The following is a 26,021-nucleotide window of genomic DNA, read 5'->3' as shown; positions in this document are numbered from 1 at the left end:
CAAGACTCTGGGGCCGTCGAGCCCCGTCACCGAGGGGGTCGAGCCATGGGGCGCGGCCGGGCAAAGGCCAAGCAGACCAAGGTCGCCCGTCAGCTGAAGTACAGCAGCGGCGGGACCGACCTGTCGCGTCTGGCCAATGAGCTGGGCGCATCACCTTCGAGTCAGCCACCGAACGCTGAGCCGTTCGAGGACGACGACGAGGAAGATGACCCGTACGCACAGTACGCGGAGCAGTACAACGTCGAGGACGAGGACGAGGACGGCCAGTCCGGCCCTTCGTCACAGCGCCGCGGCGCTTGACCTCGCGCTGACACAACAACCCGGTCCGGGCCTCGCTCGGACCGGGTTTTGTGCTGCCCCGAAGCCCTGCGGCCCTGCGGCCCGAAATCCTGACGCCCCGGACCGCGGTGGTCGAAGGACCCCGGCCCGCGCGGCGACCGAGTACGTGCTCCGGCCCCGGAGGCCCGGTTCGCGGCGGGTGACCGGACGATCCCGGTGACCCGCCGCGTACCGCCTACTTGGCGTACTCGCCGACCAGCTCCGCGCCGGACGCGTGGGCGCCGCGGTCCGTGATCTCACCGGCGACCCAGGACTCCACGCCCCGGTCGGCCAGCGTGGTCAGTGCCACGTCCACGGAGTCGGCCGGGACGATCGCGATCATTCCGACGCCCATGTTCAGCGTCTTCTCCAGCTCCAGGCGCTCGACCTGACCCGTCCTGCCGACCAGGTCGAAGACCGCGCCCGGCGCCCAGGTGGAGCGGTCCACGGTGGCGTGCAGCGCGTCCGGGACGACCCGGGCGAGGTTGTTGGCGAGGCCGCCGCCCGTGACGTGGCTGAAGCCGTGCACCTCGGCCGTGCGGGTGAGGGCCAGACAGTCCAGGGAGTAGATCCTGGTGGGCTCCAGCAGCTCCTCGCCGAGCGTGCGGCCGAACTCCTCGACCTCGCGGTCCAGCGACCAGCCCGCGCGGTCGAAGAAGACGTGCCGGACCAGCGAGTACCCGTTGGAGTGAAGACCTGAGGACGCCATCGCGATGACCGCGTCCCCCTTGCGGATGCGGTGCGCGCCGAGCAGCTGCTCGGCCTCGACCACGCCCGTGCCGGCGCCCGCCACGTCGAAGTCGTCGGGGCCGAGGAGGCCCGGGTGCTCGGCGGTCTCGCCGCCGACCAGGGCGCAGCCCGCGAGGACGCAGCCTTCGGCGATGCCCTTCACGATGGCCGCGACACGCTCGGGATGCACCTTGCCGACACAGATGTAGTCGGTCATGAAGAGCGGTTCGGCGCCGCAGACGACCAGGTCGTCGACGACCATGCCGACGAGGTCGTGGCCGATGGTGTCGAACACGCCCATCCGGCGGGCCAGGTCCACCTTCGTACCGACACCGTCGGTGGCGGACGCGAGGAGCGGGCGCTCGTAACGCTTGAGTGCCGAGGCGTCGAAGAGACCGGCGAACCCGCCCAGACCGCCGAGTCCGGCGACCTCCGGGCGCTGGGTCTTCTTCACCCACTCCTTCATCAGCTCGACGGCGCGGTCACCGGCTTCGATGTCGACGCCCGCTGCCGCGTAGGAAGCACCTGTTGTCTCAGACATTGCCTGGGATCTTTCGTGTGGAGATACGGGGCTGGTGGGAGAGGCGCCGGTCGTACCGGGTCACGGACGACGCAGCGCGTCGGCCGCCGCGGTCGCGGCGGGGCCGGCCGCCAGCTCGGTCTCCAGCAGCTGCTTGCCGAGCAGCTCCGGGTCCGGGAGCTCCATCGGGTACTCGCCGTCGAAGCAGGCGCGGCAGAGATTCGGCTTGGCGATCGTCGTCGCCTCGACCATCGCGTCGAGCGAGATGTACGAGAGCGAGTCGGCGCCCATGGACGTGGCGATCTCCTCGACCGTCATGCCGTTGGCGATCAGCTCGGCGCGGGTCGCGAAGTCGATGCCGAAGAAGCAGGGCCACTTGACCGGCGGGGAGGAGATCCGGATGTGGATCTCGGCGGCACCGGCCTCGCGGAGCATCCGGACCAGTGCGCGCTGGGTGTTGCCGCGGACGATCGAGTCGTCGACGACCACCAGGCGCTTGCCCTTGATGACTTCCTTGAGCGGGTTCAGCTTGAGCCGGATACCCAGCTGGCGGATGGTCTGCGACGGCTGGATGAAGGTGCGGCCGACGTAGGCGTTCTTGACGAGGCCGACGCCGAACGGAATTCCGCTGGCTTCGGCGTAGCCGACGGCCGCGGGGGTTCCGGATTCCGGGGTCGCTATGACCAGATCGGCGTCGACGGGGGCTTCGGCGGCCAGCTTGCGGCCCATCTCCACCCGGGAGAGGTAGACGTTCCGTCCGGCGATGTCGGTGTCGGGGCGGGCCAGGTACACGTACTCGAAGATGCAGCCCTTAGGCTTTGCTTCCGCGAATCGCGAGGTGCGCAGGCCGTTCTCGTCGATGGCGATCAGCTCGCCCGGCTCGACCTCGCGGACGAAGCTGGCGCCGCAGATGTCCAGGGCGGCGGACTCGGAGGCCACCACCCAGCCGCGCTCCAGACGACCCAGGACCAGCGGGCGGATGCCCTGCGGGTCGCGGGCGGCGTACAGCGTCTGCTCGTCCATGAAGACGAGCGAGAAGGCGCCCTTCACCTCGGGAAGCACCTTGGTGGCGGCTTCCTCCACGGTGAGCGGCTTGTCGTCCTCGTCGGTCTGGCCGGCGAGGAGGGCGGTCACGAGATCGGTGTCGTTGGTCGCGGCGACCTGGGTGGCTCGGCCGTCCCTGCGGGGCAGGTCGGCGACCATCTCCGCGAGCTGGGCCGTGTTGACCAGGTTGCCGTTGTGACCGAGGGCGATCGAACCGTGCGCGGTGGCACGGAACGTCGGCTGCGCGTTCTCCCACACCGAGGCGCCGGTGGTGGAGTAGCGGGCATGACCGACCGCGATGTGGCCCTGGAGCGATCCCAGGGACGTTTCGTCGAAGACCTGCGAGACCAGTCCCATGTCCTTGAAGACCAGGATCTGGGACCCGTTGCTCACTGCGATGCCCGCGGACTCCTGTCCACGGTGCTGCAGGGCATACAGTCCGAAATAGGTGAGCTTGGCGACCTCTTCGCCCGGAGCCCAGACACCGAAGACGCCGCAAGCGTCCTGGGGGCCTTTCTCTCCGGGGAGCAGGTCGTGGTTGAGTCGTCCATCACCACGAGGCACGCCACCGAGTGTAGGCGAGATCGACCACCGGTCCGAATTCGCCGTCTGCCGCCCCGGGGCTGCCGGGGCTCCCGGTACGTGGATGACCGGCCCCCGGGGCGCGCCCTCCGCACCTCCCTCGGTGATCACTCCGGGTGACCGGGGCGAAGTGACCGGGCGGGCGGTCCGGGGCCTTTGGGCGGCGGACGCCCGGATTACCGGTGGGCCGACGGGCGGTTTTGGTCGTCCGCCGCCCGGGTGCGGCGCGGTGCGTCGTGGCGCACGGTGATCCGGGGGACCGCCGGCGAAGCCGCCCACCGCACGACTGTTCCGTGGTGAGCCTCACACCGCGGCGGGCCTCGGCGGACGGACCAGGGGGACGCCCAGCCTCCGGGACCGGGCATTGACAGCCGCGCGACAGGGTTGGCAGGCTCCTGCCATGCAGCCCCCCGGTGACCGGTCGGTCACGCTCGTGGAGCGCCGCCACGTCGATCTGGGACGTGTGTCGAGCGCCATCTGTCGCTGCGCCTGAGTCACTCCGCACCCCCGGCGGCCCTGCGAGGGCCCGTCAACGGGCGTGCGCCGAGCCTTTTCCCGGCCTTTTCCTGAGCCCTTGGGCTCCGCCCGGCTGAGCTCCCGGGCCTCGGTCTACCGGGGCGAGGGAGGCGCCGATCAGCTGTTCCGGCTCTCGCACGACCAGCGGGAGCAGGCCGACCGGGCCGCCGCCGAACCGGAGCTGCTCGCCGCTCTGCGGGCGGCCTGGGAGCGGACGGACGCGGGGCTGCTGCCGTATCCGACAGGCGGCGGGTGACCGCTACTTCTCGTCCTTGGGAGCGGAGGCGCCGAGTCCCTTGCCGTCCTGCGCGGTGAGGGACAGGGCGTGGCCGTCGAGCGTGTACGTCGTCTTCCCCCGCAGGACGGCGAGCATGGACCGCTCGACGTCCATCTCGGCCTCCCCGCACATCATGCGGGTGGAGACGAGCGGTCCGAAGGTGATCGCCGTGTCCGTGACCTTCGCCGTGCCCCGGAAGCTGTTGCAGCCGAGGCTGCCCTCCACGGTCCCGTCCTTGCCGAAGGTGAGGCGGGGCGCCTTGTCCCGGGTGCCGGCGGGCACCGACGTGGCGGTCTCGCCGTCCAACAGGGTGGTGACGGTCCAGGTGGTGCCGGCGAGGGGGACGGGGGCCGAGGGCTCGGAGCCGAGGGTGACGGTGTCGCCCCCGGCCGTCGTCAGGGTCAGGGTCCCGCTCCTGACGTCGGCCTTGAGCGTGCCGTCCAACGCGCGGGCCAGGGCGTTCTCGAAGTCCTGGACGTCCTTCTCGCACGCCATCTCGGTGGTGGTCCCCGGCCCCACGGTCACCGTCCCGCCCTCGACGCGGGCGTCGGCGGTGTAGTGGTTGCAGCCGAGATTGCCGGTGGCCCTGCCATCGGAGCCGATCGTGAGGTGGGCGGCGGCCGGGGCGGTGGTCCGCTTGCCGCCGACCGTCATCGACCGCACGCTCCAGCGGACGTCGGTGAGGCGGGGATCGCTCCGCACGGTGCCGCTTCCGGTGTCGGACCCCGAGCCGGCGCCGGAACCCGGCTCCGTGCCGCAGGCGGCCAGGGTGAGAAGGGCCAGGACGCTGAGGGCCATACGTTGAGTGCGCATGGCCCTGGGACGGATCGGGGTGGCGATCCGGTTCCCCTCAGCCCATCAGGGGCAGCAGACCGGCCAGATCGGCCCGCTCCCCGCTCGCGCTGACCTCGGCCGCCTCCAGCGCCTGGGCCCAGCGGGTGCGGCCGGTGGCGAGCCTGGCCCAGACGAGCGGACCGGTCTCGACGACGTTGGGCGGGGTGCCGCGGGTGTGCTTGGGACCGCCGATGCACTGGACGACGGCGAACGGCGGGATACGCACCTCGACCGAGCCGCCGGGAGCCCTGTCGGCGAGGGCGTCGGCGAGCAGCCGGGTGCACGCGGCGAGCGCCTGACGGTCGTACGGGATGTCCAGACCGGCCGCCGCGTTCAGATCGTCGGTGTGCGTGACCAGCTCGACCGTGCGGGTGACCAGGAAGTCCCCGAGCCGCATGCTCCCGACCCCGGTCGCGAGCAGCCGGTCCTCCGGCACGGCGGCCACCAGTTCCCCGAAGCGGTCCGCGGCCTCCGCGCAGAGCGCGTCGAGGTCGGGACGGGCGGCGGCCAGCTCCCGCGTGGCCCGGTCGATCCTCCCGGCCCGGCCGGCCGTGGAGAACGGCCACTCCAGCAGGCCCACATCCGGCTTCGGACCGGCCGGTTCCGGCAACTCCAGGGCGTCGGTGACCCGGGACAGCGCCATCGTGAGGTGCACGACGAGCTCCCGCACGGTCCAGTCCCCCAGGCGCGTCGGCAGCGCGAGCGGCTCGGGGCCGAGGGTGCGTACGGCTTCGCGTACGTGGGCGAACTGGGCCAGGAGTGCGGCCCGGGTCCTGGTGGCGTCGTACGTGCGGGGGCGCTTCTTGGCCGGAGGCATACGGGCGAGACTAACCGGCGCTACCGGACGAACCGGTGCCCTCGGACGAACCGGTGCCCTCGTCGGCGGAACCGTCCAAGGTCTCCCGCACCGTGAAGTGCTCCCCGTTCGCCGGTACGCCGATGCCCCGCCAGCTGAACGGGATGCCCCGCGCCACGTCGAGGTCCGGAGCGTCCATGAGCTGGAAGTGGACGTGCGGCTCGGTGGAGTTGCCGGAGTTCCCGCACGCGGCGAGCTCCTGTCCGGCTTCGACGGTGTCGCCCGCCCTCACCAGGAGCGAGCCGCGGCGCAGGTGGGCGTAGAGCGCGTACGTACCGTCGCCGAGGTCGAGGACGAGGTGGTTCCCGACGACCCCGCCCGCGCCCGTCATGTCGCGCAGAGGGGCCTCGAACAGCATCAGACAGGCGAGCGCGGGACCCGAGTTCCGGCTGAGGTGGTCACGTCGGCCGTCGTTCGCGCGCACCACGGTGCCGTCCGCGACCGCGAACAGCGGGGCGCCGAAGGCCGGGAAGTCCCGGTTGCGGCGGACCAGCGGCCACAGCCACCGGAACGGCGGGCGGGCCGGGGCCCCCGCGCCCTGCGGCTCGGCCACGATGTCGATCGCGTACGTCTGCCCGTAGACGTGGGTTCCGTGGCTCGGCACCCTGTCGGCCGGGCTGTTGAGCGCGCTCCAGCGGCCGGTCACCGGCGGCTCGGTCACGACGGCGGGGCGGTCCCCGGCCAGGTCCGCACGGCTGCGGCGGTTCAGCGTGAGACCGATGACGATGCCAACCACCGCCGGCACGAACGTCACCCCGTAGGGCACGAGCGGATCGGTGAGGAAGCTGATGACCACCAGTGCGAGGAAGGCGATCCAGCAGCAGCGGCTCAGCACCGCCGCGGCTTTGCGTACGGACACGAACTCCCCCTCGGTATGCGCGGGTTCAGGACCGGACCGCCGAAGCCCCCGTCCGGTCGACCCGGACGAGGGCTTCGGCACGACGGGCGGGACTCAGGCGAACAGTCCCTCAAGGGTGCCCTCATGGGCCGTACGCAGCTCGCTCAGCGGAATGCCGAACTCGCCCTGCACCTCGATCTCCTCGCCGTCCACGACACCGATCCGGGTCACGGGCAGACCCCGCGCACCGCACATGTCGTTGAAGCGGAGCTCCTCGCTGCGCGGGACCGAGACGATCGCGCGCCCGGCCGACTCGGAGAAGAGGAAGGTGAACGCGTCCAGACCGTCCGGCACGACGAGCCGCGCGCCCTTCCCGCCGCGCAGGCAGGACTCGGTGACGGCCTGGATCAGGCCGCCGTCCGAGAGGTCGTGCGCCGCGTCGATCATGCCGTCGCGGGAGGCCGAGATCAGGATCTCGCCGAGCAGCTTCTCGCGGCCCAGGTCGACCTTGGGCGGCATACCGCCCAGGTGCTGGTGGACGACCTCGGACCAGGCCGAGCCGCCGAACTCCTCGTGGGTGTCACCGAGCAGGTAGAGGAGCTGGCCCTCTTCCGCGAAGGCGATCGGCGTGCGCCGTGTGACGTCGTCGATCACACCGAGCACGGCCACGACCGGGGTCGGGTGGATCGCCGTGTCACCGGTCTGGTTGTACAGCGACACGTTGCCGCCGGTGACCGGCGTACCGAGCTCCAGGCAGCCGTCCGCGAGACCACGGGTGGCCTCGGCGAACTGCCACATGACGTCCGGGTCCTCGGGCGAACCGAAGTTCAGGCAGTCCGAGATCGCCAGCGGCCTGGCACCGGAGGCGGCGACGTTGCGGTACGACTCCGCCAGCGCGAGCTGCGCACCCGTGTACGGGTCGAGCTTCGCGTACCGGCCGTTGCCGTCGGTCGCCATGGCCACGCCCAGGTTCGACTTCTCGTCGATCCGGACCATGCCCGCGTCCTCGGGCATCGCCAGCACGGTGTTGCCCTGCACGAAGCGGTCGTACTGGTCGGTGATCCAGGACTTGGACGCCTGGTTCGGGGAGGCGACCAGCTTGAGGACCTGCGCGCGCAGTTCCGCGCCGTTCGCCGGGCGGGCCAGCTTGCCCGCGTCGTCGGCCTGGAGCGCGTCCTGCCACGACGGGCGGGCGTACGGGCGGTGGTACGTCGGGCCCTCGTGGGCCACGGACCGCGGCGGTACGTCCACGATCTGCTCGCCGTGCCAGAAGATCTCCAGCTGCGAACCCTCGGTCACCTCACCGATCACGGTGGCGATGACGTCCCACTTCTCGCAGATCTCCATGAAGCGCTCGACGTGCTGCGGCTCGACGATCGCGCACATGCGCTCCTGCGACTCGCTCATGAGGATCTCCTCGGGCGAGAGGGAGGAGTCGCGCAGCGGCACGGTGTCCAGCTCGACGCGCATACCGCCCGAACCCGCGGAGGCCAGCTCGCTCGTGGCGCAGGAGAGCCCGGCGCCGCCGAGGTCCTGGATGCCCGCGACGAGCTTCTCCTTGAAGATCTCCAGGGTGCACTCGATGAGGAGCTTCTCCTGGAACGGGTCGCCGACCTGGACCGCGGGCCGCTTGGCGGGACCGGTGGAGTCGAAGGTCTCCGAGGCGAGCACGGAGACCCCGCCGATGCCGTCGCCGCCGGTGCGGGCGCCGTACAGGATCACCTTGTTGCCGGGGCCCGACGCCTGCGCCAGGTGGATGTCCTCGTGGCGCATCACGCCGATGCAGCCGGCGTTGACGAGCGGGTTGCCCTGGTAGCAGGCGTCGAAGACGACCTCGCCGCCGATGTTCGGCAGGCCGAGGCAGTTGCCGTAGCCGCCGATGCCCGCGACGACGCCGGGCAGGACCCGCTTGGTGTCGGGGTGGTCCGCCGCGCCGAAGCGCAGCGGGTCGACGACGGCGACCGGGCGGGCACCCATGGCGAGGATGTCGCGGACGATGCCGCCGACGCCGGTGGCCGCGCCCTGGTAGGGCTCGACGTACGAGGGGTGGTTGTGCGACTCGACCTTGAAGGTGACCGCGTACCCCTGGCCGACGTCGACCACACCGGCGTTCTCGCCGATGCCGACGAGCATCGCGTCGTTGTCGGGGACCTTCTCGCCGAACTGCTTGAGGTGGACCTTGCTGCTCTTGTACGAGCAGTGCTCGGACCACATCACGGAGTACATGGCGAGCTCGGCGCCGGTGGGACGGCGGCCCAGGATCTCGCGGATGCGGGCGTACTCGTCCTCCTTGAGGCCGAGTTCCTTCCAGGGCTGCTCGGAATCCGGGGTTTCGGCCGCGTGCTCGACCGTGTCCAGGCTCATGCGTCGACCAGCTTCTTGATGATCGAGGTGAAGAATCCGAGACCGTCGGTGCCACCGGTGCCGATCAGCGGCTCGACGGCGTGCTCCGGGTGCGGCATCAGGCCGACGACGTTGCCCGCGGCGTTGGTGATGCCGGCGATGTCGCGCAGCGAGCCGTTGGGGTTCACGTCGAGGTAGCGGAAGGCGACACGGCCCTCGGCCTCCAGCTCGTCGAGCGTGCGCTCGTCGGCGGTGTACTGGCCGTCCAGGTTCTTCAGCGGTACGGAGATCTCCTGGCCCTCGGTGTAGTCCGAGGTCCACGCGGTGCCCGCGTTCTCCACCTTCAGCTTCTGGTCCCGGCAGATGAAGTGGAGGTGGTTGTTGCGCAGCATGGCGCCGGGCAGCAGGTGGGCCTCGGTGAGAATCTGGAAACCGTTGCAGATGCCGAGGACGGGCATTCCCGCCTTCGCCTGCTCGATGACGGTCTCCATGACCGGCGAGAAACGGGAGATGGCTCCGGCCCGCAGATAATCGCCGTAGGAGAAACCCCCGCCAGGACCACGGCGTCGACCTGGTGCAGGTCCTTGTCGCGGTGCCAGAGGGATACGGGTTCGGCGCCCGCGATCCGGACGGCCCGCAGGCTGTCCTGGTCGTCGAGGGTGCCGGGAAAAGTGACGACGCCGATACGAGCGGTCACTTCTCCTCCTCCACCCTCACGACGAAGTCCTCGATGACGGTGTTGGCGAGAAAGGTCTCCGCGAGCTCGTTGACGCGGGCCAGGGCGGCGTCGTCGACCGGCCCCTCGACCTCCAGCTCGAATCGCTTTCCCTGACGTACGTCCGCGATTCCTTCGAAGCCGAGACGGGGCAGTGCGCGCTGCACAGCCTGTCCCTGCGGGTCGAGGATCTCCGGCTTGAGCATGACGTCGACTACGACGCGTGCCACTGGCACTCCCGGTGGTGTGGTGCGGCTGTGTCTCCGGGGGGTTCCCCAGACCCCCGCGGGTCCACTCAGCGTACCTGGCCGGAAATTCTACGCGCATAGATATTCAGCGGGTCCCCGGCGCGGCCCCGGCGGGCCTCCGGCCGGGCGGATCACACCGAGATATCGGCTGCGACAACTCACGGGGAAAGTCCTGGAAAAAAATTCCTCACCGGATTGCCCGTGGACACGCTGAAGCAATTGACTGGGCTTCACAATGCGGCACCCGTCGCTGTACAAATGATTACCCGGGGAAAGCGGCATCACCCCGGAACAGTCGACACCAGTCGATCCGCATCCGCCTGACAGCCGAGAAGGCCGGCATCACCGCATGTCAGAAGCGGCGGTGCCGTAGGAAAGGACCGATATCCGTGGCTCAGCGCGTAGTGGTTACGCTCTCCGACGACATCGACGGGGGAACAGCGGCGGAAACGGTCACCTTCGCCCTGGACGGGAAGTCGTACGAGATCGACCTCAACCCCGCCAACGCAAAGAGACTGCGCAGGACTCTGGCGCCGTACATGGCGGCGGGCCGGAAGCAGACAAATGCCGGCAAGCACGGCAAGACTCCCGTCTCGTACCACCACACCTCACTCGCACCCGACCCGGCGGCGGTCCGCGCCTGGGCCCGTTCGCACCGGATGGAGGTGCCGGCCCGGGGCCGGATTCCCAAGAAGGTCTACGAGGCGTTCCACGCCGCCAGTTGAGAGGCACCGGCACCGGGACCCTCCGGCCGGCGCCGCTTCCGGCCTTCTTCGCGACTCCTGCGGGGAGCCGACTTGCGCGACACCCCCGCAGGTCGGCTAGAGTCTGGAGCACGCCGAGGGGCAAGGCCGAAAGGCCCGGTCCCGAGCCGCGTGCGGGTGTAGTTCAGTAGTAGAACATCCCCCTTCCAGGGGGAAGGCGCAGTGTGCAATTCCTGTCACCCGCTCTGCACCACACTTTCTGGCCCCTTGGTGGATCAGGTAGAGTGGTGAGCGCTCCACCGGTGAAAGCCGAGTGGCAGCAATGCGGACGTAGCTCAGTTGGTAGAGCGCAACCTTGCCAAGGTTGAGGTCGCCAGTTCGAACCTGGTCGTCCGCTCTTGATCGAAGGCCCCGGTCGTTTATCGACCGGGGCCTTTGTCGTATCCGTGCCGCCCTTTCCGTCGGGGCTCCTGGCGCCTCGGCTGTCGCATCTTCTCGCGCCGCCCTGTCCCCGGATCGGCCTCTTGGTATCCGCCTGCGCCCTCGCTCGGCACGCGTCACTTCGGAGGCCCTTGATCGGGAGATGCCGGGCACCGAGGTGTGAAGGTCGCCACATCGCTGCGGGCCGGACTGACCGGTTGCCGGGCGGCGACCGCGACGAGCCACTCCACAACAGGGCATCTGAAGCGCGCGCTCGCGGCGGGCGTCCAGGCGTCCGTGCCGAACGCGGTCAGCGCCCGCGGCCGGCCGGGGCCATCCGTACGGTGCACGCCGGAAACGGTTCCGCGGAGCCGGAGTTGGCGGCTGACGCGATCTCCGCGAGCGCCTCGCCGCCCCGACCGCCCGGGAGACCGAGGTGCGGGAACGGGCGGCGGACGGAGCGCCTGTCGCGGAGGGGCCTCCCTGCCGCAGGGGACGTACGCGACCCCCTGTCGTCGGCGGACTCCGAATGCGGTGCGGAGAACCGTCGTACGGCATCGCGTCCGGCCCGGCAGCGAGGGTGGGTATAGTAGGCACCGCACTTCGGCGCACTGCGAACGTAGCTCAGCTGGTAGAGCGCAACCTTGCCAAGGTTGAGGTCGCGAGTTCGAACCTCGTCGTTCGCTCCACGCAAGAAGGCCCCGGTCCTCGTGACCGGGGCCTTCTTCGTATCCGGGAGTGCGTTACGACCAGGTGGTGCCGGTCAGCAGCTCGTAGGCGTCGACGTACTTGGCGCGGGTCGCGTCCACGATCTCCTGCGGCAGCGCCGGCGGCGGCTGCTCGCTCCCGCGGTCCCAGCCGGAAGCCGGCGAGGTCAGCCAGTCACGCACGAACTGCTTGTCGTACGAGGGCTGGGCGCGGCCTGGCTGCCAGGTCCCGGCGGGCCAGAAGCGCGAGGAGTCGGGGGTCAGCACCTCGTCCCCGATGATCAGCTCGTCCTCCCCGTCGCCCTCGGCGCCGGTGGCGAAGCCGAACTCGAACTTCGTGTCGGCGAGGATGATCCCGCGCTCCCGCGCGATGTCGCGGGCCCGGCCGTACACGTCGAGCGTCGTGCGCCGCAGCCGGGCGGCAGTCTCGGCGCCGACCTCCCGGGCCACCTCCTCGTAACTCACGTTCTCGTCGTGGTCCCCGACAGCCGCCTTCGTGGCGGGCGTGAAGATCGGGGCCGGGAGCTCGGAGCCGTCCACGAGGCCCTCGGGGAGACCGAGGCCGCAGACCGTGCGGGACGCCTCGTACTCGACGAGCCCGGAACCGGTCAGATAGCCGCGCGCGACGCACTCGACGGGCAGCATCCGCAGTGAGGTGCAGATCAGCGTCCGGCCGGCCCAGTCGGCGGGGGCTCCGGCGGGGAGTTCCGTGGACAGGACGTGGTTGGGGACGAGATCGGCGAGCTGGTCGAACCACCACAGCGACAGCTGGGTGAGGACCCGGCCCTTGTCGGGGATCTCGGTGGGCAGGACCCAGTCGTACGCGGACATACGGTCGCTGGCGACCATGACGAGGTCGCCCGCCTCGTTCCGGTACAGGTCGCGCACCTTGCCGGTGTGCAGGTGGGTGAGACCCGGGACCTGCACGGGCTCGGGCTTTTCTACGAAACCGGACACGCTGCCTCCGCGTAGGTTGATCCAGGAGTCGTTCCGATTGTCCCGTATCGGGATGGAGCGGTGAGGGGCGGGGCCTCCGGACGGGCGCCGTGGTGCCCGGGAGCGTCAGTCCCGTTTGCAGATGCGGTCGAGGAGGTTGGCCGTGGCGCGCTGGATACGGGGGTCCACATGGCCTGGGCGGTCCAGGGCCGGGGACCAGGCGAAGGTGCCGGAGGCGAAGACGAGGGCGCCGGAGGGGGCCCGGTACAGGGAGGTCTCCTGGTGGCGGGTGGCTCCGTCGCCGTCCTGGTACGGCGAGTGGGCCAGCAGGATGCGGTTCTCGTGTTCGGGGAGCGTGGTGCGCGGGAAGTAACGGTCCGCCTCGCCCGCCACCAGCCCGTCGATCTCGTCGCCCTCGGTGGCGCCGCTCGCGTCCCAGAGCCAGTGCTCCGCGTTGCGTACGACCAGGGGGCGGGGTTCGGGGACCCGGCCCGCGTACTGGATGCCGAGGAGCTGCTGTTCGGCGCGGTCGACCTCCCGCCACAGGGCGGGCTTGCCCGGTCCGCGGCGCTTGCGGCAGGTGAGCAGCCGGTCGGGGACGCCGGAGGCGGAGGGGGAGAGGCCGACCTGCCAGTACATGGTGTTGGCGGAGAGGAAGACGAGCGAGGTGCCGGTGTCGCGCGCGAGTTCGGTGGTGCGGCGCATGGGCACGGACCAGTACTCGTCGTGGCCGGGGAAGACCAGGCCCCGGTAGCGGCTGGGGTCGACGCGGCCCGCGTGGAGGTCGCGCGCGTCGGCGTAGGCCAGGTCGTAGCCGTACCGCTCGGCCCAGCGGATGAAGTCGTAGGCGTGGCCGACGTGGAGGGGGAGTCCCGCACCCGCGTACGGCCGGTCGAAGGAGACGGTGGCGGCGGCGTCCTTCTCGCCGAGCAGCCGTCCCTGTTCGTCCCAGGCGTGGTAGAGGCTGGCGCCGGTTCGGCCGTCCTCCGGGTAGAGGTTGTACGCCTGCCAGGTGATGTCGGGGAGCAGGAGGAGCAGGTCGGCGGGGTGGTCGTCGCGGACCGTGAAGGGGATGTGGGAGCGGTAGCCGTCGGCGGTGGTGAGGACGGCGACGCACGCGCCGACCGACCAGTAGCTGGGGATCTGGAGCCGCCAGGAGAGCCACCAGTGGTGGCAGGAGACCGTGCGGTCCGCGGCCAGCGGGGGCGGCTGGACGATGCCGGAGAGCCGGGGGCTGGTGGTGATCTTGGCGGCTCCGTCGCCGCCGTAATGACCGATGCGGTAGACGTCGACGGAGAACTGCTGGGGCGGGTCCACCGTGATGTGGAAGTCGATCGCCTCGCCGGGGGCCGCGGCGCCCGGTGAGACGAAGCCCTTGATCTGCCGGTGCACGTCGTCGGCGGTACGCGTCCCGCCTCCGGTGCCGCCACGGCCGAGCTCGGGGTCCGCGTACCAGGGGACGACCTGGCCGGTGTCGTCGAAGTAGTTCTCGCTGCCGCGCAGCCAGGGCAGGGGCCCCTGCCCGAAGGGATCGCTCACGGCATGCGCGAGGGCACCCGACTCCCATCGCCGAATCTGCTCCGCCCCCATACCGCTCCCCTCCCTCGTGTCCCCCGGCCAACTCCGGTGCGCTGGGTGTCAGCGCCGATCCCCAGCACATCACATAACGCACGCACTCCGTCACCGTTCGTCGCGAATTGACGTGAACGGAACCTGCGCTTCCGGGTATTGGGGCCAGAGGGGCGCGTGCGGCGGGCTCGGCGGGCACGGAGGTGGCGCGAGCCGCGCCCGTATCTGTTCTCGCCCGTATCCGTTCTCGCCCGGCTCTGTTCTCGCCCGCCGACCGGCCGCGCGAGGCGCAGCACTTCCGCCGCTCGGTCAGACCAGACGAACCGGTTTGTCGGTGCGGACGCCGACCTTGGCGAGCCACGTACGCAGCGGTTCCGCGTCGCCGTCCTCGACCAGGGTGAGGACGGGCCCGCCCGGGTCGGCCGGGCGCTGACCGTCGACGAGCAGTGCGGGGCCGTCGAGCCAGTCGAGCCCCGGAGCCGCGCCCGCCGTGTCGACGGCGGCGCAGCAGACCATCGCCACCACGTGGTCGACGAGCAGCTCCGTACCCGTACGCGGCGGCTGGAGCGGGAAGAGCGGGAGAGGGCCGGAGCCCCAGAAGTCGAGGGGGTCGGCTCCCGTACCGCCCCGCGCCGGGTCCGCACCCCCGGCCGCCGGCGGAGAGCTCTGGGCCGCCTCCTCGCGGGCCACGGCGGCACCGATTCCGGCGGCGAGCTCCTCGCCGCCCGGCGGAGTGGCGGTCAGGTGGCCGATGACGCGGGCGAGCGTGGGGACCGCCGGGTCGGCGGGGTCGGCCGTGACCGTGGGCGGCCCGGTCCTGGCGTCGAGGACCCGGTTGAGCCGGGCGGCCTCCGCCCGCCACTTCCGGTCGACGACCTCCTCGGGATACTGCTGCCAGTCGACGGGGGACCAGTCGGGGCCGCTCTCCGCCGGCCCGCCGTGGAAGAGCCTGGCCGCCAGCAGTGAGACCGCTTCGTCGGCCGCGCCCGGTTCCTCCAGGAGGTCGCAGGCGGGGCGCTCGCCGAGGCGGGAGGCGAATCCCTCCGCCAGCCGGTCCCGGCGGGACAGCTCGGTCAGGGCGGAGACGACACCGGCGTCGAGCCGCGAAGGCCACCGGCCCATCCGCCACGCGGGCAGCGCGACCCGGGTGAGCAGCCGGTCCCAGCCCGCGTAGGCGAGGCCGACCTGTTCCTGGGCGATGATCCGCAGCCCGTAGTCCACGTTCTGCGCGCGCATCGACGCGGCGGCGGCGACGCACCGCTCCATCTCGGCGGCGTGCTCACGGCAGCCACGCAGCAGAATCCTGGCGACCCGGCCGACGAAGGCGAGCGGCAGCCCGCGTATCGCGCCCTGTCCCGGCGCGGCGCCGTCGGCGACCGCGGCGTCCAGCCCCCGTACGAAACGGCGGGCCGCGGCTATGTCCGGGTGCGCGGACGAGTCGGTGCCGGCGACGACGGGGGCGAGCACCGCCCGCAGCTCGGCGACGCGCATCCACCAGAGGAAGGGGGACCCGATGACCAGGACGGGTGCGGCCCGCACCCGCCGGCGCGGCCGTACCGCGGCGAGACCCCTGCCGGCGCCCGCCGTGCCCGGCTGGGCGGAGGGGTGCGTACGGTCCTCCAGCCAGCTGTCGCAGTCCGGGGTCAGCTCCACGGCGGACGGGGCCGGGACGTCCAGCCGGTCGGCGAGCTCCCGGACCAGACGGTAGAGGTCGGGCGCGGACTCCTCCGTGACGGTGACGGTCGGGCTGACCGCCGGCCTCGCCCTGGCGACCGCGAAGGCGACGGCGGCGGCGACCACCAGCACGACGAGCGCGCCCACCGTCACCGCCCAGCGCACGGTGTCCCAGACACCGCCGCTGATACGGCCCTGCACGGCGGCGGCCAGCAGCACGACGGCCACGGCCGCGGGCAGGATCGCCACGGCCACCGCGCTGCTGCGGATACGCAGCAGCGCGAGAGCTCGGGCACGCGCGGCACGCGCGCCCAGCTCCTCACCCAACCCGGTACCGGACACAGCCGGATGTCACCCCCTCTGCCCCCACGACGGTGTTGCTCACTCCCCCACTGTGGCACCCGTCACTGACATCGCAATGCCGGTGGGCCAAGTGCCGGAACGCTTGCGCCGCACCCTAGTTGGGAGCTCGCCGGGCGTCATCCGGATGGCCGAGTCGTCACTCGATGGAATGGCTTTGGCTAAAGCTGCTGACGCGCCGGTTCACATGGGTTCGCTGTTCTTCGCGGCATGCGGCGCACGGGGGCCGTGCACCCCGGGGCGCGGAGGAGGCGTACGGCCCGCGTGTGGACGGGGAGTGAGTGGACACACCAGTGCCCGGCCGCCTCCGGAGAGGGACCGGGCACTGGTGGGCGCCGAGGGACGGCCGGTGAGCATGCCAGGAACCGGCCGCGTTCAAGCGTCCGAAAAGGCTGGTCAGACCCCGGCGGCCTTCAGCGCGATGTCCGTACGGTGCTGCGCGCCGTCGAGGCGGATGCGCCCGAGCGCCGTGTAGGCCCGCTCCCTGGCCTGGGAGAGGTCCTTGCCCGTCGCGGTCACCGAGAGCACACGGCCCCCGGCGCTCAGGACGGCGTCACCGTCCTGCCGGGTCCCCGCGTGCAGGACGAACGCGTGCGGGGCGTCCTTCGCCGCGACGTCGGCCAGCCCTTCGATCGGGTCACCCGTGCGGGGCGTACCCGGGTAGTTGTGCGAGGCGATGACCACGGTGACGGCGGCGTCGTCGCGCCACTTCAGCGGCGGCAGGATGTCGAGGGTGCCGTTGGCGGATGCCAGGAGGACACCGGCCAGCGGGGTCTTCAGGCGGGCCAGGACCACCTGGGTCTCGGGGTCGCCGAACCGGGCGTTGAACTCGATGACCCGGACGCCGCGCGAGGTGATCGCGAGACCCGCGTACAGCAGCCCGGAGAAGGGCGTGCCGCGGCGGCGGAGCTCGTCCACGGTCGGCTGGAGGACGCTGTCCATGACCTCGTCGACCAGCTTGGGGTCGGCCCAGGGAAGGGGCGAGTACGCACCCATGCCGCCGGTGTTCGGGCCCTCGTCGTCGTCCAGGGCCCGCTTGAAGTCCTGGGCGGGCTGGAGCGGCACCACGGTGGTGCCGTCGGTGATCGCGAAGAGGCTCACCTCGGGGCCGTCGAGGAACTCCTCGATGACCACGCGGTCGCAGGCCAGCGCGTGCGCACGCGCTTCCTCGACGTCGTCGGTGACGACGACGCCCTTGCCTGCCGCCAGACCGTCGTCCTTGACGACGTAGGGGGCACCGAAGGCGTCGAGGGCGGCGTCGATCTCGGCAGGGGTGGTGCAGACGTAGCTGCGGGCGGTCGGGACGTTGGCACCGGCCATGACGTCCTTGGCGAACGCCTTGGAACCCTCCAGCTCGGCCGCCTCGCGCGAGGGCCCGAAGCAGGGGATACCGGCGGCGCGCACGGAGTCGGCGACCCCGGCGACAAGCGGTGCCTCCGGGCCGACGACCACCAGCTCGGCGCCCAGTTCGGCGGCGAGGCGCGCGACGGCGTCACCGTCGAGCGCGTCGACCGGGTGCAGTTCGGCCACCTCTGCGATGCCGGCGTTGCCGGGGGCGCAGTACAGAGCGGTGACGTCGGGGTCGAGGGAGAGAGAGCGGCACAGGGCGTGTTCGCGGGCGCCGCCGCCGATGACGAGGACCTTCACGGGGTGCAGCCTAGCCGCCGGGGGCCACCGAGCTTGACGGCTTCCGCCCCGTGGACGTGCCACCACCGCGTAACCGCCCTGCTCGTACGCGCCCAGGTACTCGCCCTTCCCCAGGTACTCACCCTTCTCCGGGCACTCACCCCTTCACGGCACCCACCCCGGGGGCGCCCTCGTCGCTGCTCGTCACTGCTCGTTGACGAACTCCTCCACGACCGTGGCACCCAGCTCGCGGACGATCAGGTCGTGGCCCGAGAGGGCCGAGTCGACGAGATCCGGGTCGTCGGCCTCGGCGGTGTCGTCCTCCGGGGCCACGGAACGCGGCGGCTCGGGTGCGTAGGAGGACTGGGACGCGGCTTCGGCGCCGGGCCCGCCGGAGCCACCGGGGCCCTGGGACGGCGACGCGTAACTCGACGACGACGGCGACGAGGGCTGGTACGAGGACGGGGAGCGCGGAGGCTGCTGGCCCTGTTGCCCTTGTCCCTGTTGCCCCTGCTGCGGGTCCGGGGGGTCGTACGACTGCGGGCCGGGCGCGGAGGGCTGGTAGGGGGCGGTCGGCGGGCGGCCCCCGCTCTGCGGCGGCGGGCCGGAACCGCCGGAGGGGTCGATGACCGCCTCCACCTTCCACTGGGCGTTGAAGCGCTCGGCGAGTGCCTGCTTCAGGACTTCCTCGCTGCCGCTGGTCGCGAAGTTGTCGCGGGCGCCGGCGCTGAGGAAGCCGATCTGCAAGGTCGTCCCGTCGAAGCCGGTGACCTGGGCGTTCTGGCTGAGCAGGATCCAGGTGAACCGGCGGCGGTTCTTGACGGCCTCCAGGATGTCCGGCCACATGTTCCGCACCTGCGCCGCACCCGCGCCGGACGCCACCCCCGGGCTCGGCTCGGGGGCCGGAGGCGCGGAGGCGGCGGGTGGGGCATGAACCGGGGCGGGAGCCACGGGGGCGGCCTGCGCGGGCGGTGTCCGGCCGGGCACGGACGCGGTCGGCCAGCCGCCGGGGCGGCGTCCCGCGTCGGCCCCGGCGGGAGCGGGCCAGGCGCCGGGCCGCTGCCCGGCAGGCGGCTCAGCCTCCGGCTGCTGGGCAGGAGCGGCGGGGGCGGCCGGTGCCGCGGGCGCGGCGGGGGCGGCCGGAGCGACGGGCGCCGGGTGGGCCTGGGCCGCGACGGCCCCGGGCGCCTCCCCCCGTACCGCGCCCCGCGCGACGGCAGGACCGGCGTCCGGCTGACCGGCGGGCTGCACGGCGGCGGCAGAGGGCGCGACCGGCGCCATGGTGTGGGCCTCGGGCCCCGGCACGTACCCCATGGCGGGGCCGGAGGCGGCGGCGGCGAAGGAGGCGCCGCGCTCCAGCCGGTCGAGCCGGGCCTGGAGCGAACGTTCGTCGTCGAAGGCGGCGGGCAGCAGCACCCGGGCGCAGATCAGCTCGACCTGGAGCCGGGGGGAGGTCGCGCCGCGCATCTCCGTGAGCCCCTCGTTGACCAGGTCCGCGGCGCGGCTCAACTCGGCGGCGCCGAAGACGGCGGCCTGGGCCTGCATCCGCTCGACGACATCGGCGGGCGCGTCGATGAGTCCCTTGTCCCCGGCGTCCGGGACGGCCGCCAGGATCACCAGGTCGCGCAGACGCTCCAGGAGGTCGGCGACGAAGCGGCGCGGATCGTTCCCGCCCTCGATCACCCGGTCGACCACCTCGAAGGCCGCGGCCCCGTCCCCGGCCGCGAAAGCGTCCACCACGGAGTCCAGGAGGGACCCGTCGGTGTAGCCGAGGAGCGAGGTGGCCATGGCGTATGTCACACCGTCGTCGCTCGCCCCGGCCAGCAACTGGTCCATGACCGACATCGAGTCACGCACGGAACCGGCCCCGGCGCGCACGACCAGGGGCAGCACGCCGTCCTCGACGTAACTGTTCTCCTTGGCGCACACCTCGGCGAGATATCCCCGCAGCGTCCCCGGGGGGACGAGCCGGAACGGGTAGTGGTGCGTACGCGACCGGATCGTGCCGATGACCTTCTCGGGCTCGGTGGTCGCGAAGATGAACTTGAGATGCTCCGGAGGCTCCTCGACGACCTTCAGCAGGGCGTTGAACCCTGCCGGGGTGACCATGTGCGCCTCATCGATGATGTAGATCTTGTAGCGACTCGAAGCAGGCCCGAAGAACGCCTTCTCCCGCAGGTCACGGGCGTCGTCCACGCCTCCGTGGGAAGCGGCGTCGATCTCGATGACATCGATGGAACCCGGCCCGTTGCGCGCGAGGTCCTGGCAGGACTGGCACTCCCCGCACGGCGTCGGCGTCGGCCCCTGCTCGCAGTTCAGACAGCGGGCGAGGATGCGCGCGCTGGTCGTCTTCCCGCAACCGCGCGGCCCGCTGAACAGGTACGCGTGATTGACCCGGTTGTTCCGCAGGGCCTGCTGGAGAGGGTCAGTGACATGCTCCTGACCGATGACCTCGGCGAACGACTCGGGGCGGTAGCGGCGGTACAGCGCAAGGGACGACACACATACGAGGTTATCGGGGCGGACTGACAACCGGCCCCGCCCCGGGTACACCACGGCCCCCCGGCCACCGCCGGACCCCGGAAAACGCAAGGGCCCCCCACGCACCCGCCAGAGCCAACCTACCCTTGCTGCCTTCCGGCCCTGGGGGAGTTCAGTCAGATAGCGCCACGTGAGGGGCTGACGCCCACCTTAGCCGATCCCCACCCCCCGAAGTCCACCCGATCCGGCCCGGTGGCACCTCCGGACGATCTCAGGGGCAACGGGTTCGCGAGCACTCCTCAACGTCTTGTATTGTTTGCCGCGGAGGATTCGCCTAGTGGCCTAGGGCGCACGCTTGGAAAGCGTGTTGGGGGCAACCCCTCACGAGTTCGAATCTCGTATCCTCCGCCATTGCTCTCACCGGGCAATACGTCGAAGGGCCCCACCGTTCGCGGTGGGGCCCTTCGGCGTTCTTCTAGGCCCGTAGTCTCATCTGCAGTCTCATTGCGACGCTTCGGAGCCCTCCGCGCCGCTCTCGTCGGGCTCCTTGGCCACTTCCCAGATGAGTCCTCCGACCCGCTGCGCGACGTCGGCCAGGATGCCGCCCGTCACGTGCTGGTACCGGGCCGCCATCGCCGTGGACGACCAGCCCATGATCTGCATCACGACCCGTTCGGGTACACCAAGGATGAGCAGAACCGTCGCCGCGGTGTGCCGGGCATCGTGCAGGCGCCCGTCCCGAACCTTCGCGTCGGTCAGCAGCCGCTTCCACGCGTCGTAGTCCGTGCTCGGAACCAACGGCTCCCCCACAGGAGAGGTGAAGACGAATCCGGACTCCCGCCAGTCGTCCCCTGCGATCGCCCGTTCGTGTGCCTGCTCTCTACGGTGGAGCTCCAGCAGCCTCACCAGTTCTTCAGGGACACCGATGACACGTCGGCCGGCGCGCGACTTCGTGCTTGCCGTGTCCTCGTTCTTCCTGACCCGCTTCTTGCAGTACCCCGGCTTCGTGCCGCAGTCGCCGCCGCACCCGTGCAGGTACTTCGGCCTCAGCCGGTTCTTCCTGACGCGCAGGACTCCGCTGTTCGTATCGAGGTCTGCCCACCGCAGTCCGAGCGCTTCCCCCTGCCGGAGCCCCAGAGCGAGCGCGATGGACCAACGGGCGCTGTTCCGGAGCTTGGCAGCCTCGAAGAGCAGCCTCTGCACTTCTTCGATGTCGTACGGTTCCACCTCCTCTTCCTCGATCCTCGGCGGGACCGCGAGGGTGGCGACGTTCCGCGTGACGTGGCCGCGGCGCATCGCGTGATTCAACGCGGTACGGATCGTCCGGTGCGCCTGGTGCGCGGTGGCGGGCTTGCTGCCATTGGCCAGCATCCGGCTGTAGAAGCGCTCCAGGTGTTCGGGCTCCAGCTTGTCCAGCCGGTGAGCCCCGACACCCGGCACGAGGTGGACCCGTACGGCCACCTCGTAACCGGCGTAGGTGTTCTCCCGCACCGAGGGCTTCGCGATCTCTTCCACCCAGTGCAACAGCCACGCCTTCACGGTCCACGCGCGGCCGGCCTTTCGTACCTTGCCTTCGTCCCGTTGCTTCTCCAGCGCGCGGACCTTCTTGATCACCTCCCCTTCGCTGACCTTGCTCATGACGTGTCGCCGGTCCGGCTTGCCGTCGTCACGGATGCCGACGGTCACTCGTCCGTGCCAGTAGCCGTCACTGCCGAGATAGATGGATGACGCCCCGTCCGGGCGCTTGGGCCGCTTGGCCATTGGTGCTCCTTACGCCGCGGCGTGGTTGTTGCTGGTCTGCATGTGCTGGTTCAGGTAGTTGATGAGCGCCTGAACGGGGACGCGCCGACTTCGGCCGAACGGGACCGTCTGGACGGCGCCGTCACGGATCAGGCCGTACATCGTGGTCCGGCCGATGCTCAGGCGGCGGGCGGCTTCCTCGACTGTCACGGCGAGGAGGGTGAGATCGAAGTCCTGCGGGTTCTCGTCGTTCTTCAGCAATTCGAGCCGGGGCATGGCACTCCTCGGTGCGGTCATGCGAGTTGGTGTGTGTTGAGTCCGCATTGCTGTGTGTCGCGACTCAAGCGACTCAGGGGCCGTTCCGGGGCGGCGTGAGTCGCTTGAGTCGCGACACGGGCTATCGCGGATCGGACGGCGTGAGGGTGATGCCGGTGTACGTGGGCACCTGCCGGCCGTATGCGTCGCGGGGGCGGGCCCGGTGCAGTTGGGGGACGACGGAGAGCAGATTCCGTCCGAACATCTGCTTGGTCCCCACGGCCCGTACGCCGTTGTCCTCGGCCCACTCGCGCCAAACCGCCCACAGGGTGTCCACGGGGACCTCACAGGCGGCGCCGACCGTGCAGCGCTCACGAATGAACGCGCTCGTCGGCGAGGCGGTGTCCTGCATCGTGATGACGGCCTCTTGCGAGGAAGGCGGGTCCGTGATCCGACCGATGCGCTGGAGGCGGGCCAGCCCCTCCAGGGCCCAGTTGAGAATCCCGGGCATCTCGGCGGCCAGCTTGTCGGTGAGGTTGGTGTCTTCCTTCCCGAGCCAGGACACCGTCATGTTGAGCACGATGAACCGGCGGGCGATGACCCCGGAGGAGTCCCCGAAGCTCGGCAACTCGTTGGTGAGGATCATCAGCCGCGTGGGCAGTTTGCCGGTCCACGGGTCGCGGAACTTGCGGTCGATGTCGATGGTGTCCTCACCGGAGATGGTGAGCAGCCGTTCGACGACCTGACCGCCGTCCTTGCCTGAGAGACGGGCGTCGGAGATGACGGCGAGCGGCTTGCCGAGCAGCGTGGACAGACCGAAGTTGCTGCCGAGACCGGCGAGCGTCGGCCCGGCCAGATTTTCGCGTCCGACCAGTTCCTTGAGGACCCGGGCGATGGTGCCTTTACCCGAGCGGGACGGCCCTTTGATGAGCAGGATCTTCTGTTGGTCGGTGCGGCCGGAGAGGACGTAGCCGAACCATTCCTGCAGCGCGTCCAGGGCGGCTTGGTCGTCGGGCCAGATCTGCCGTAGGAAGCGTTCCCATGTCGGTGCCGTGGCTGCGGGGTCGTAGTGGAACGGGACGGAGACGAGGTTGAAGAAGCCGGGAGTGTGCGGCAGCAGGGCCCGGTCCCGGATGCGGAGCAAGCCGTTCTCACAGGCCACGATCGGGCTGCTGTCCTTGCCCGCGGCGTCCTGCTCGACCCACGAGGGGGCGTCGGTGTCGGTGGGCAGGAGCGTGATGGCTCCCAGGGCATCGAGCAGGTTACTGATCTTCTGCTTCGTGGGTGCCCAGTCACGGATCTCGGGCTGGCCGTCCTTACCCGGAACACTGTAGATGGCGTACTCCAGCCGCTTGTAGAGCGAGGACCGCATCTGCTGCTCGTCCAACTCACGCCAGCAGGTACCGGTCCAGCGCATCCACGACCCGCGCCACCGACGGCACACGAGCCTCTGGTTCTCGTTCTGCCAGCTCGGAAGCAGGCGACGCGCCACGGCCATCGGATTGGACGGCACGGGCAGTTCCTCCCGGTCGCTCATGCCGCACTCGCCTCCAGCGCGCCGCCCCGGACGAATCCGGAGCGGATCGCGGTGCGGCACTCTCCGGCGGGCAGGCCGATCGACTGCCCGGCGCTCATGAGTTCGCTGCTGACGGCGGCCTCGGTGAGGTCCCCGCTCCGGATCATCCGGGCGAGGGCGTAGGCCGCGAAGTACACAGCGCGATTACGACCGCCCTCGCGGGCGGACAGCACCTTTTCGAGCTCCCCGCGCAGTGCGGCGGTGCTGTAGGCGGTGGCGTTGCGCATCCGGGCCGACAGCTCGGACAGCGGCATCGGGGCCGGTGCGGGCTTGGGGGTGAGCAGGTCACTGAGCCACGCAGGGAGGGGGGCCGGAGACGCGTCGTGAATGATCTCGTACGACGCTCCACCCACGCTGCTGCCGGCGCCCACCACGTACCCGCCCCAAGCTCGGGTGTCGACCTTCCAGCCCAGGACGTCGGCCGTGCTGCGTAGCCGCTTTCCGGCAGGCGCGGTGAAGTACAGATGCTGGCCGCCACGGCGGGTGCGCACCGTGTACGTCTCGGTCGGCAGCCGTTCCCCGGCGCGCTCGCAGAGCATGGCGAACACGTCCAGGCCGTCCGCTGCTCCCGCCCATTCGGTGGGTGGGGTGTCGGTGGCGTCCTTGGGCAGGTCGAGGTCCAGGACCACGAGGTTCGCGGGCCCGGTGGCGATGCCGACGTTGTAGGGGGCCGTCTGCCAGCACGTGGCGATGTTTCCGGGGTCGGTGGTGGCGCGCTGCTCGGGGATGCGGTGGCCACTCGCGCAGCGGCCGGTACCGGGACAGTGGCGTTCGGGGTGCCCTGCGGGCCGCTTGTCGTCCGGCCGGAGGGGGAAGACGGGCCAGCCTCGCTCGGCAGCGGCCAGGGCGGCGCTCAGCAGCGCTGGGGCAGGGGTTGGTGTCATGCTGGGGGTTCTCCTGTTTCCGCGAAGGGAGAAGGGAACCGGGGCGGTCGCGGTCTTTGGCGAGAGGCGACCGCCCCGGGCATAGCTACTGCTCGTCGGCCCACAGGGCGTACTGCTGGCGGACGTAGTGGCGCGGGTCGCAGATGGCGTCCGGGTCGTCCAGGTCCATCAGCCGCGCCGCGGCGACCTCGGCCGCTTCGATGGCGTCCCCGCCGTGGCCCGCGGCTTCTTCGGACAGCGCGATGCGGTCCAGGAGCGCGGCCTTACGAAGCCAGAACTCCCGGCCCATCCGGGTGCCGAACGGCTTGTCGATGGCGGCCTGAGCGGTCCATCCGATCTCACGGACCATGCTCGGGGCTGTGGCGTATGCCGTGTCCGGGGTGGGCCACTGTTCGGTGCCGGTGCTCACGTCAGTGCTCCTTGGGGGTGTCGGTGGCGGGGAGTTCGGGCAAACCGGCTTCGGTAAGCGCCTGCGGGTTGAAGCCGGGCAGGGCGGCGCGGGTGATGAGTGCGGTGGCGAGCTGTTCGGCGTAGGCCGCGCCGGAGCGGGCGACCTCGATCTGTGCCCCGGCCCGCAGCGCTTCGACGCGTTCGACGTGCCCGTGTTCCTCGCGGCGGATCGTGGTCTGCCGCTCAAAGGCCGCCGTGTCACGGCGGTCGGTGCGCCAGTAGCGGGCGGCGAGTCCGTAGACGACGGCGGTGGCCACGGCCCACAGGAGGATCGGGAGCGGGAGGCCGTCGGTGTATCCGGCGACTCCGGCCAGGGCCAGGGTTCCGGAGGTGGCGAACGCGGTTCCGGCGAGGACCCCGTCACCGCCTCCGCGTCCGGCGGCGGCGAATGCGCCGGCCGTTGCGGCACCTGCTGCGAGGACGACCATCAAGGCGGCGTTTCCGGTGGAGTGTTCGGCACCGTTGGCGTTCCAGATCCGTCCGAGGATCAGCACGGTGGAGGTGGCGATGGCGGGGGCCACCTTGGGGGTGACGAGTGCGGCCCAGTGGCGTTGAATCAGGGGTTCGTTCATGACGGTGCCTCCTACAGGTCCGGGATGGCGTCGATGACGGCGGTGGTGAGTTCGTTGATCGGGCCGGATGCGCCGGTGGAGGCGAGGAAGAACCCGAACATGACGGCGACGAAAGCGGCTCCCCAACCGAGGGAGTTGGAGCGAAGCAGGAAGAACAGGACGAGTCCGAAGAGCAGGACGAGCGAGACGGTGACAGCCACGACGAGAACTCCTTTGAGGCCGATGGGGAGTGCTGGGTAGGGTGCGG

The 26,021-nt window shown here is 71.0% G+C and carries 22 protein-coding genes, 4 tRNA genes, 1 other RNA gene and 3 pseudogenes; 9 read left to right on the top strand and 21 right to left on the bottom strand.

The window, feature by feature from the left end; all coding sequences use genetic code 11:
* Positions 1-45: 45 nt before the first annotated feature.
* Positions 46-300, top strand: coding sequence for a DUF3073 domain-containing protein (locus Sfulv_RS15385; RefSeq protein WP_173314326.1), 255 nt, complete (start codon positions 46-48; stop codon positions 298-300).
* A 214-nt stretch (positions 301-514) separates the two neighbouring features.
* Here Sfulv_RS15385 and purM read toward each other — a convergent pair whose 3' ends face one another.
* On the bottom strand, positions 515-1,588 hold the full coding sequence (gene purM / locus Sfulv_RS15380) for a phosphoribosylformylglycinamidine cyclo-ligase (protein WP_173314324.1): 1,074 nt from the start codon (positions 1,586-1,588) through the stop codon (positions 515-517).
* A gap of 60 nt (positions 1,589-1,648) precedes the next feature.
* The gene (gene purF, locus Sfulv_RS15375; RefSeq protein ID WP_173314322.1) at positions 1,649-3,175 is read right to left on the bottom strand and encodes an amidophosphoribosyltransferase; all 1,527 of its coding nucleotides are present in this window, start codon (positions 3,173-3,175) and stop codon (positions 1,649-1,651) included.
* A 418-nt stretch (positions 3,176-3,593) separates the two neighbouring features.
* Between purF and Sfulv_RS31485 the strand changes: the two genes are divergently transcribed.
* Both Sfulv_RS31485 and Sfulv_RS15370 read left to right on the top strand, forming a co-directional pair.
* The gene (locus Sfulv_RS31485; RefSeq protein ID WP_371874670.1) at positions 3,594-3,686 is read left to right on the top strand and encodes a putative leader peptide; all 93 of its coding nucleotides are present in this window, start codon (positions 3,594-3,596) and stop codon (positions 3,684-3,686) included.
* A gap of 117 nt (positions 3,687-3,803) precedes the next feature.
* Positions 3,804-3,965, top strand: a pseudogene (locus Sfulv_RS15370) (twin-arginine translocation pathway signal protein); the annotation flags it as partial.
* A 3-nt stretch (positions 3,966-3,968) separates the two neighbouring features.
* On the opposite strand, the gene Sfulv_RS15365 reads toward Sfulv_RS15370, so the two are convergent.
* The 6 genes and pseudogenes from Sfulv_RS15365 to purS form a co-directional block, all read right to left on the bottom strand.
* On the bottom strand, positions 3,969-4,799 hold the full coding sequence (locus Sfulv_RS15365; RefSeq protein WP_173314319.1) for an META domain-containing protein: 831 nt from the start codon (positions 4,797-4,799) through the stop codon (positions 3,969-3,971).
* Between the two features lie 37 nt (positions 4,800-4,836).
* Positions 4,837-5,637 (bottom strand): maleylpyruvate isomerase family mycothiol-dependent enzyme, encoded by an 801-nt coding sequence (locus Sfulv_RS15360; protein ID WP_173314317.1) that lies wholly within the window; start codon positions 5,635-5,637, stop codon positions 4,837-4,839.
* Between the two features lie 10 nt (positions 5,638-5,647).
* Positions 5,648-6,535 carry a M23 family metallopeptidase gene (locus tag Sfulv_RS15355; RefSeq protein ID WP_173314315.1) on the bottom strand — a complete coding sequence of 296 codons (888 nt, stop codon included), beginning with the start codon at positions 6,533-6,535 and terminating at the stop codon, positions 5,648-5,650.
* Positions 6,536-6,628: 93 nt separating this feature from the next.
* Entirely contained in the window at positions 6,629-8,878 is a 2,250-nt protein-coding gene (gene purL, locus Sfulv_RS15350) for a phosphoribosylformylglycinamidine synthase subunit PurL (protein ID WP_173314313.1), read from the bottom strand.
* Positions 8,875-9,554 (bottom strand): annotated as a pseudogene (gene purQ / locus Sfulv_RS15345) (phosphoribosylformylglycinamidine synthase subunit PurQ). The gene purL and the pseudogene purQ overlap by 4 nt, the downstream one beginning before the upstream one ends.
* Positions 9,551-9,802, bottom strand: coding sequence for a phosphoribosylformylglycinamidine synthase subunit PurS (gene purS / locus Sfulv_RS15340; RefSeq protein ID WP_173314311.1), 252 nt, complete (start codon positions 9,800-9,802; stop codon positions 9,551-9,553). Before purS ends, purQ begins: the two are co-directional and overlap by 4 nt.
* 407 nt (positions 9,803-10,209) lie before the next feature.
* On the opposite strand from purS, the gene Sfulv_RS15335 reads away from it, so the two are divergent.
* The 5 genes and pseudogenes from Sfulv_RS15335 to Sfulv_RS15320 all read left to right on the top strand — a co-directional run bounded on the left by Sfulv_RS15335 (position 10,210) and on the right by Sfulv_RS15320 (position 11,633).
* On the top strand, positions 10,210-10,545 hold the full coding sequence (locus Sfulv_RS15335; RefSeq protein ID WP_173314309.1) for a histone-like nucleoid-structuring protein Lsr2: 336 nt from the start codon (positions 10,210-10,212) through the stop codon (positions 10,543-10,545).
* Between the two features lie 152 nt (positions 10,546-10,697).
* Positions 10,698-10,769: transfer RNA gene (locus tag Sfulv_RS15330), tRNA-Gly, on the top strand.
* A gap of 79 nt (positions 10,770-10,848) precedes the next feature.
* A tRNA-Gly gene (locus tag Sfulv_RS15325) sits at positions 10,849-10,921 on the top strand.
* Positions 10,922-11,095: 174 nt separating this feature from the next.
* Positions 11,096-11,534: pseudogene (locus Sfulv_RS30445) on the top strand (response regulator); the annotation flags it as partial.
* A 23-nt stretch (positions 11,535-11,557) separates the two neighbouring features.
* A tRNA-Gly gene (locus Sfulv_RS15320) sits at positions 11,558-11,633 on the top strand.
* 54 nt (positions 11,634-11,687) lie between these two features.
* Here the strand turns inward: Sfulv_RS15320 and Sfulv_RS15315 are convergent.
* The 6 genes from Sfulv_RS15315 to ffs form a co-directional block, all read right to left on the bottom strand.
* Positions 11,688-12,608, bottom strand: coding sequence for a phosphoribosylaminoimidazolesuccinocarboxamide synthase (locus tag Sfulv_RS15315; protein ID WP_173314307.1), 921 nt, complete (start codon positions 12,606-12,608; stop codon positions 11,688-11,690).
* Positions 12,609-12,713: 105 nt separating this feature from the next.
* Positions 12,714-14,177: a N,N-dimethylformamidase beta subunit family domain-containing protein gene (locus Sfulv_RS15310; RefSeq protein ID WP_173314305.1), complete on the bottom strand. Its 1,464-nt coding sequence runs from the start codon at positions 14,175-14,177 to the stop codon at positions 12,714-12,716.
* Positions 14,178-14,465: 288 nt separating this feature from the next.
* Positions 14,466-16,172, bottom strand: a complete 1,707-nt coding sequence (locus tag Sfulv_RS15305) for a M48 family metalloprotease (RefSeq protein WP_173314303.1) — start codon at positions 16,170-16,172, stop codon at positions 14,466-14,468.
* A gap of 414 nt (positions 16,173-16,586) precedes the next feature.
* Entirely contained in the window at positions 16,587-17,837 is a 1,251-nt protein-coding gene (purD, locus tag Sfulv_RS15300; protein ID WP_173314302.1) for a phosphoribosylamine--glycine ligase, read from the bottom strand.
* Between the two features lie 183 nt (positions 17,838-18,020).
* The gene (locus Sfulv_RS15295; RefSeq protein ID WP_173314300.1) at positions 18,021-20,318 is read right to left on the bottom strand and encodes a DNA polymerase III subunit gamma and tau; all 2,298 of its coding nucleotides are present in this window, start codon (positions 20,316-20,318) and stop codon (positions 18,021-18,023) included.
* An 86-nt stretch (positions 20,319-20,404) separates the two neighbouring features.
* An RNA gene (gene ffs, locus Sfulv_RS15290) (signal recognition particle sRNA small type) lies at positions 20,405-20,499 on the bottom strand.
* 121 nt (positions 20,500-20,620) lie between these two features.
* On the opposite strand from ffs, the gene Sfulv_RS15285 reads away from it, so the two are divergent.
* A tRNA-Ser gene (locus Sfulv_RS15285) sits at positions 20,621-20,708 on the top strand.
* Positions 20,709-20,798: 90 nt separating this feature from the next.
* On the opposite strand, the gene Sfulv_RS15280 is transcribed toward Sfulv_RS15285, so the two are convergent.
* From Sfulv_RS15280 to Sfulv_RS15250, 7 genes are all read right to left on the bottom strand, one after another.
* Positions 20,799-22,058, bottom strand: coding sequence for a tyrosine-type recombinase/integrase (locus tag Sfulv_RS15280; RefSeq protein ID WP_173314298.1), 1,260 nt, complete (start codon positions 22,056-22,058; stop codon positions 20,799-20,801).
* Between the two features lie 9 nt (positions 22,059-22,067).
* Positions 22,068-22,334: a helix-turn-helix domain-containing protein gene (locus tag Sfulv_RS15275; RefSeq protein WP_073747230.1), complete on the bottom strand. Its 267-nt coding sequence runs from the start codon at positions 22,332-22,334 to the stop codon at positions 22,068-22,070.
* A 100-nt stretch (positions 22,335-22,434) separates the two neighbouring features.
* A complete protein-coding gene (locus Sfulv_RS15270) occupies positions 22,435-23,829 on the bottom strand; it encodes a DNA primase family protein (RefSeq protein WP_173314296.1) in 1,395 nt (464 codons plus the stop codon).
* Positions 23,826-24,752: a bifunctional DNA primase/polymerase gene (locus Sfulv_RS15265; RefSeq protein WP_173314294.1), complete on the bottom strand. Its 927-nt coding sequence runs from the start codon at positions 24,750-24,752 to the stop codon at positions 23,826-23,828. Before Sfulv_RS15265 ends, Sfulv_RS15270 begins: the two co-directional genes overlap by 4 nt.
* Positions 24,753-24,837: 85 nt before the next feature.
* Complete coding sequence (locus tag Sfulv_RS15260) at positions 24,838-25,161, bottom strand: hypothetical protein (protein WP_173314292.1); 324 nt, start codon at positions 25,159-25,161, stop codon at positions 24,838-24,840.
* A 1-nt stretch (position 25,162) separates the two neighbouring features.
* Positions 25,163-25,774, bottom strand: coding sequence for a hypothetical protein (locus Sfulv_RS15255; RefSeq protein WP_173314290.1), 612 nt, complete (start codon positions 25,772-25,774; stop codon positions 25,163-25,165).
* Positions 25,775-25,785: 11 nt separating this feature from the next.
* A complete protein-coding gene (locus Sfulv_RS15250; RefSeq protein WP_109164529.1) occupies positions 25,786-25,974 on the bottom strand; it encodes a hypothetical protein in 189 nt (62 codons plus the stop codon).
* Between the last annotated feature and the right edge of the window lie 47 nt (positions 25,975-26,021).

The sequence above is a fragment of the Streptomyces fulvorobeus genome (assembly GCF_013167895.1).
Lineage (GTDB): Bacteria > Actinomycetota > Actinomycetes > Streptomycetales > Streptomycetaceae > Streptomyces > Streptomyces fulvorobeus.
This window is presented reverse-complemented; position numbering and strand designations above follow the sequence as displayed.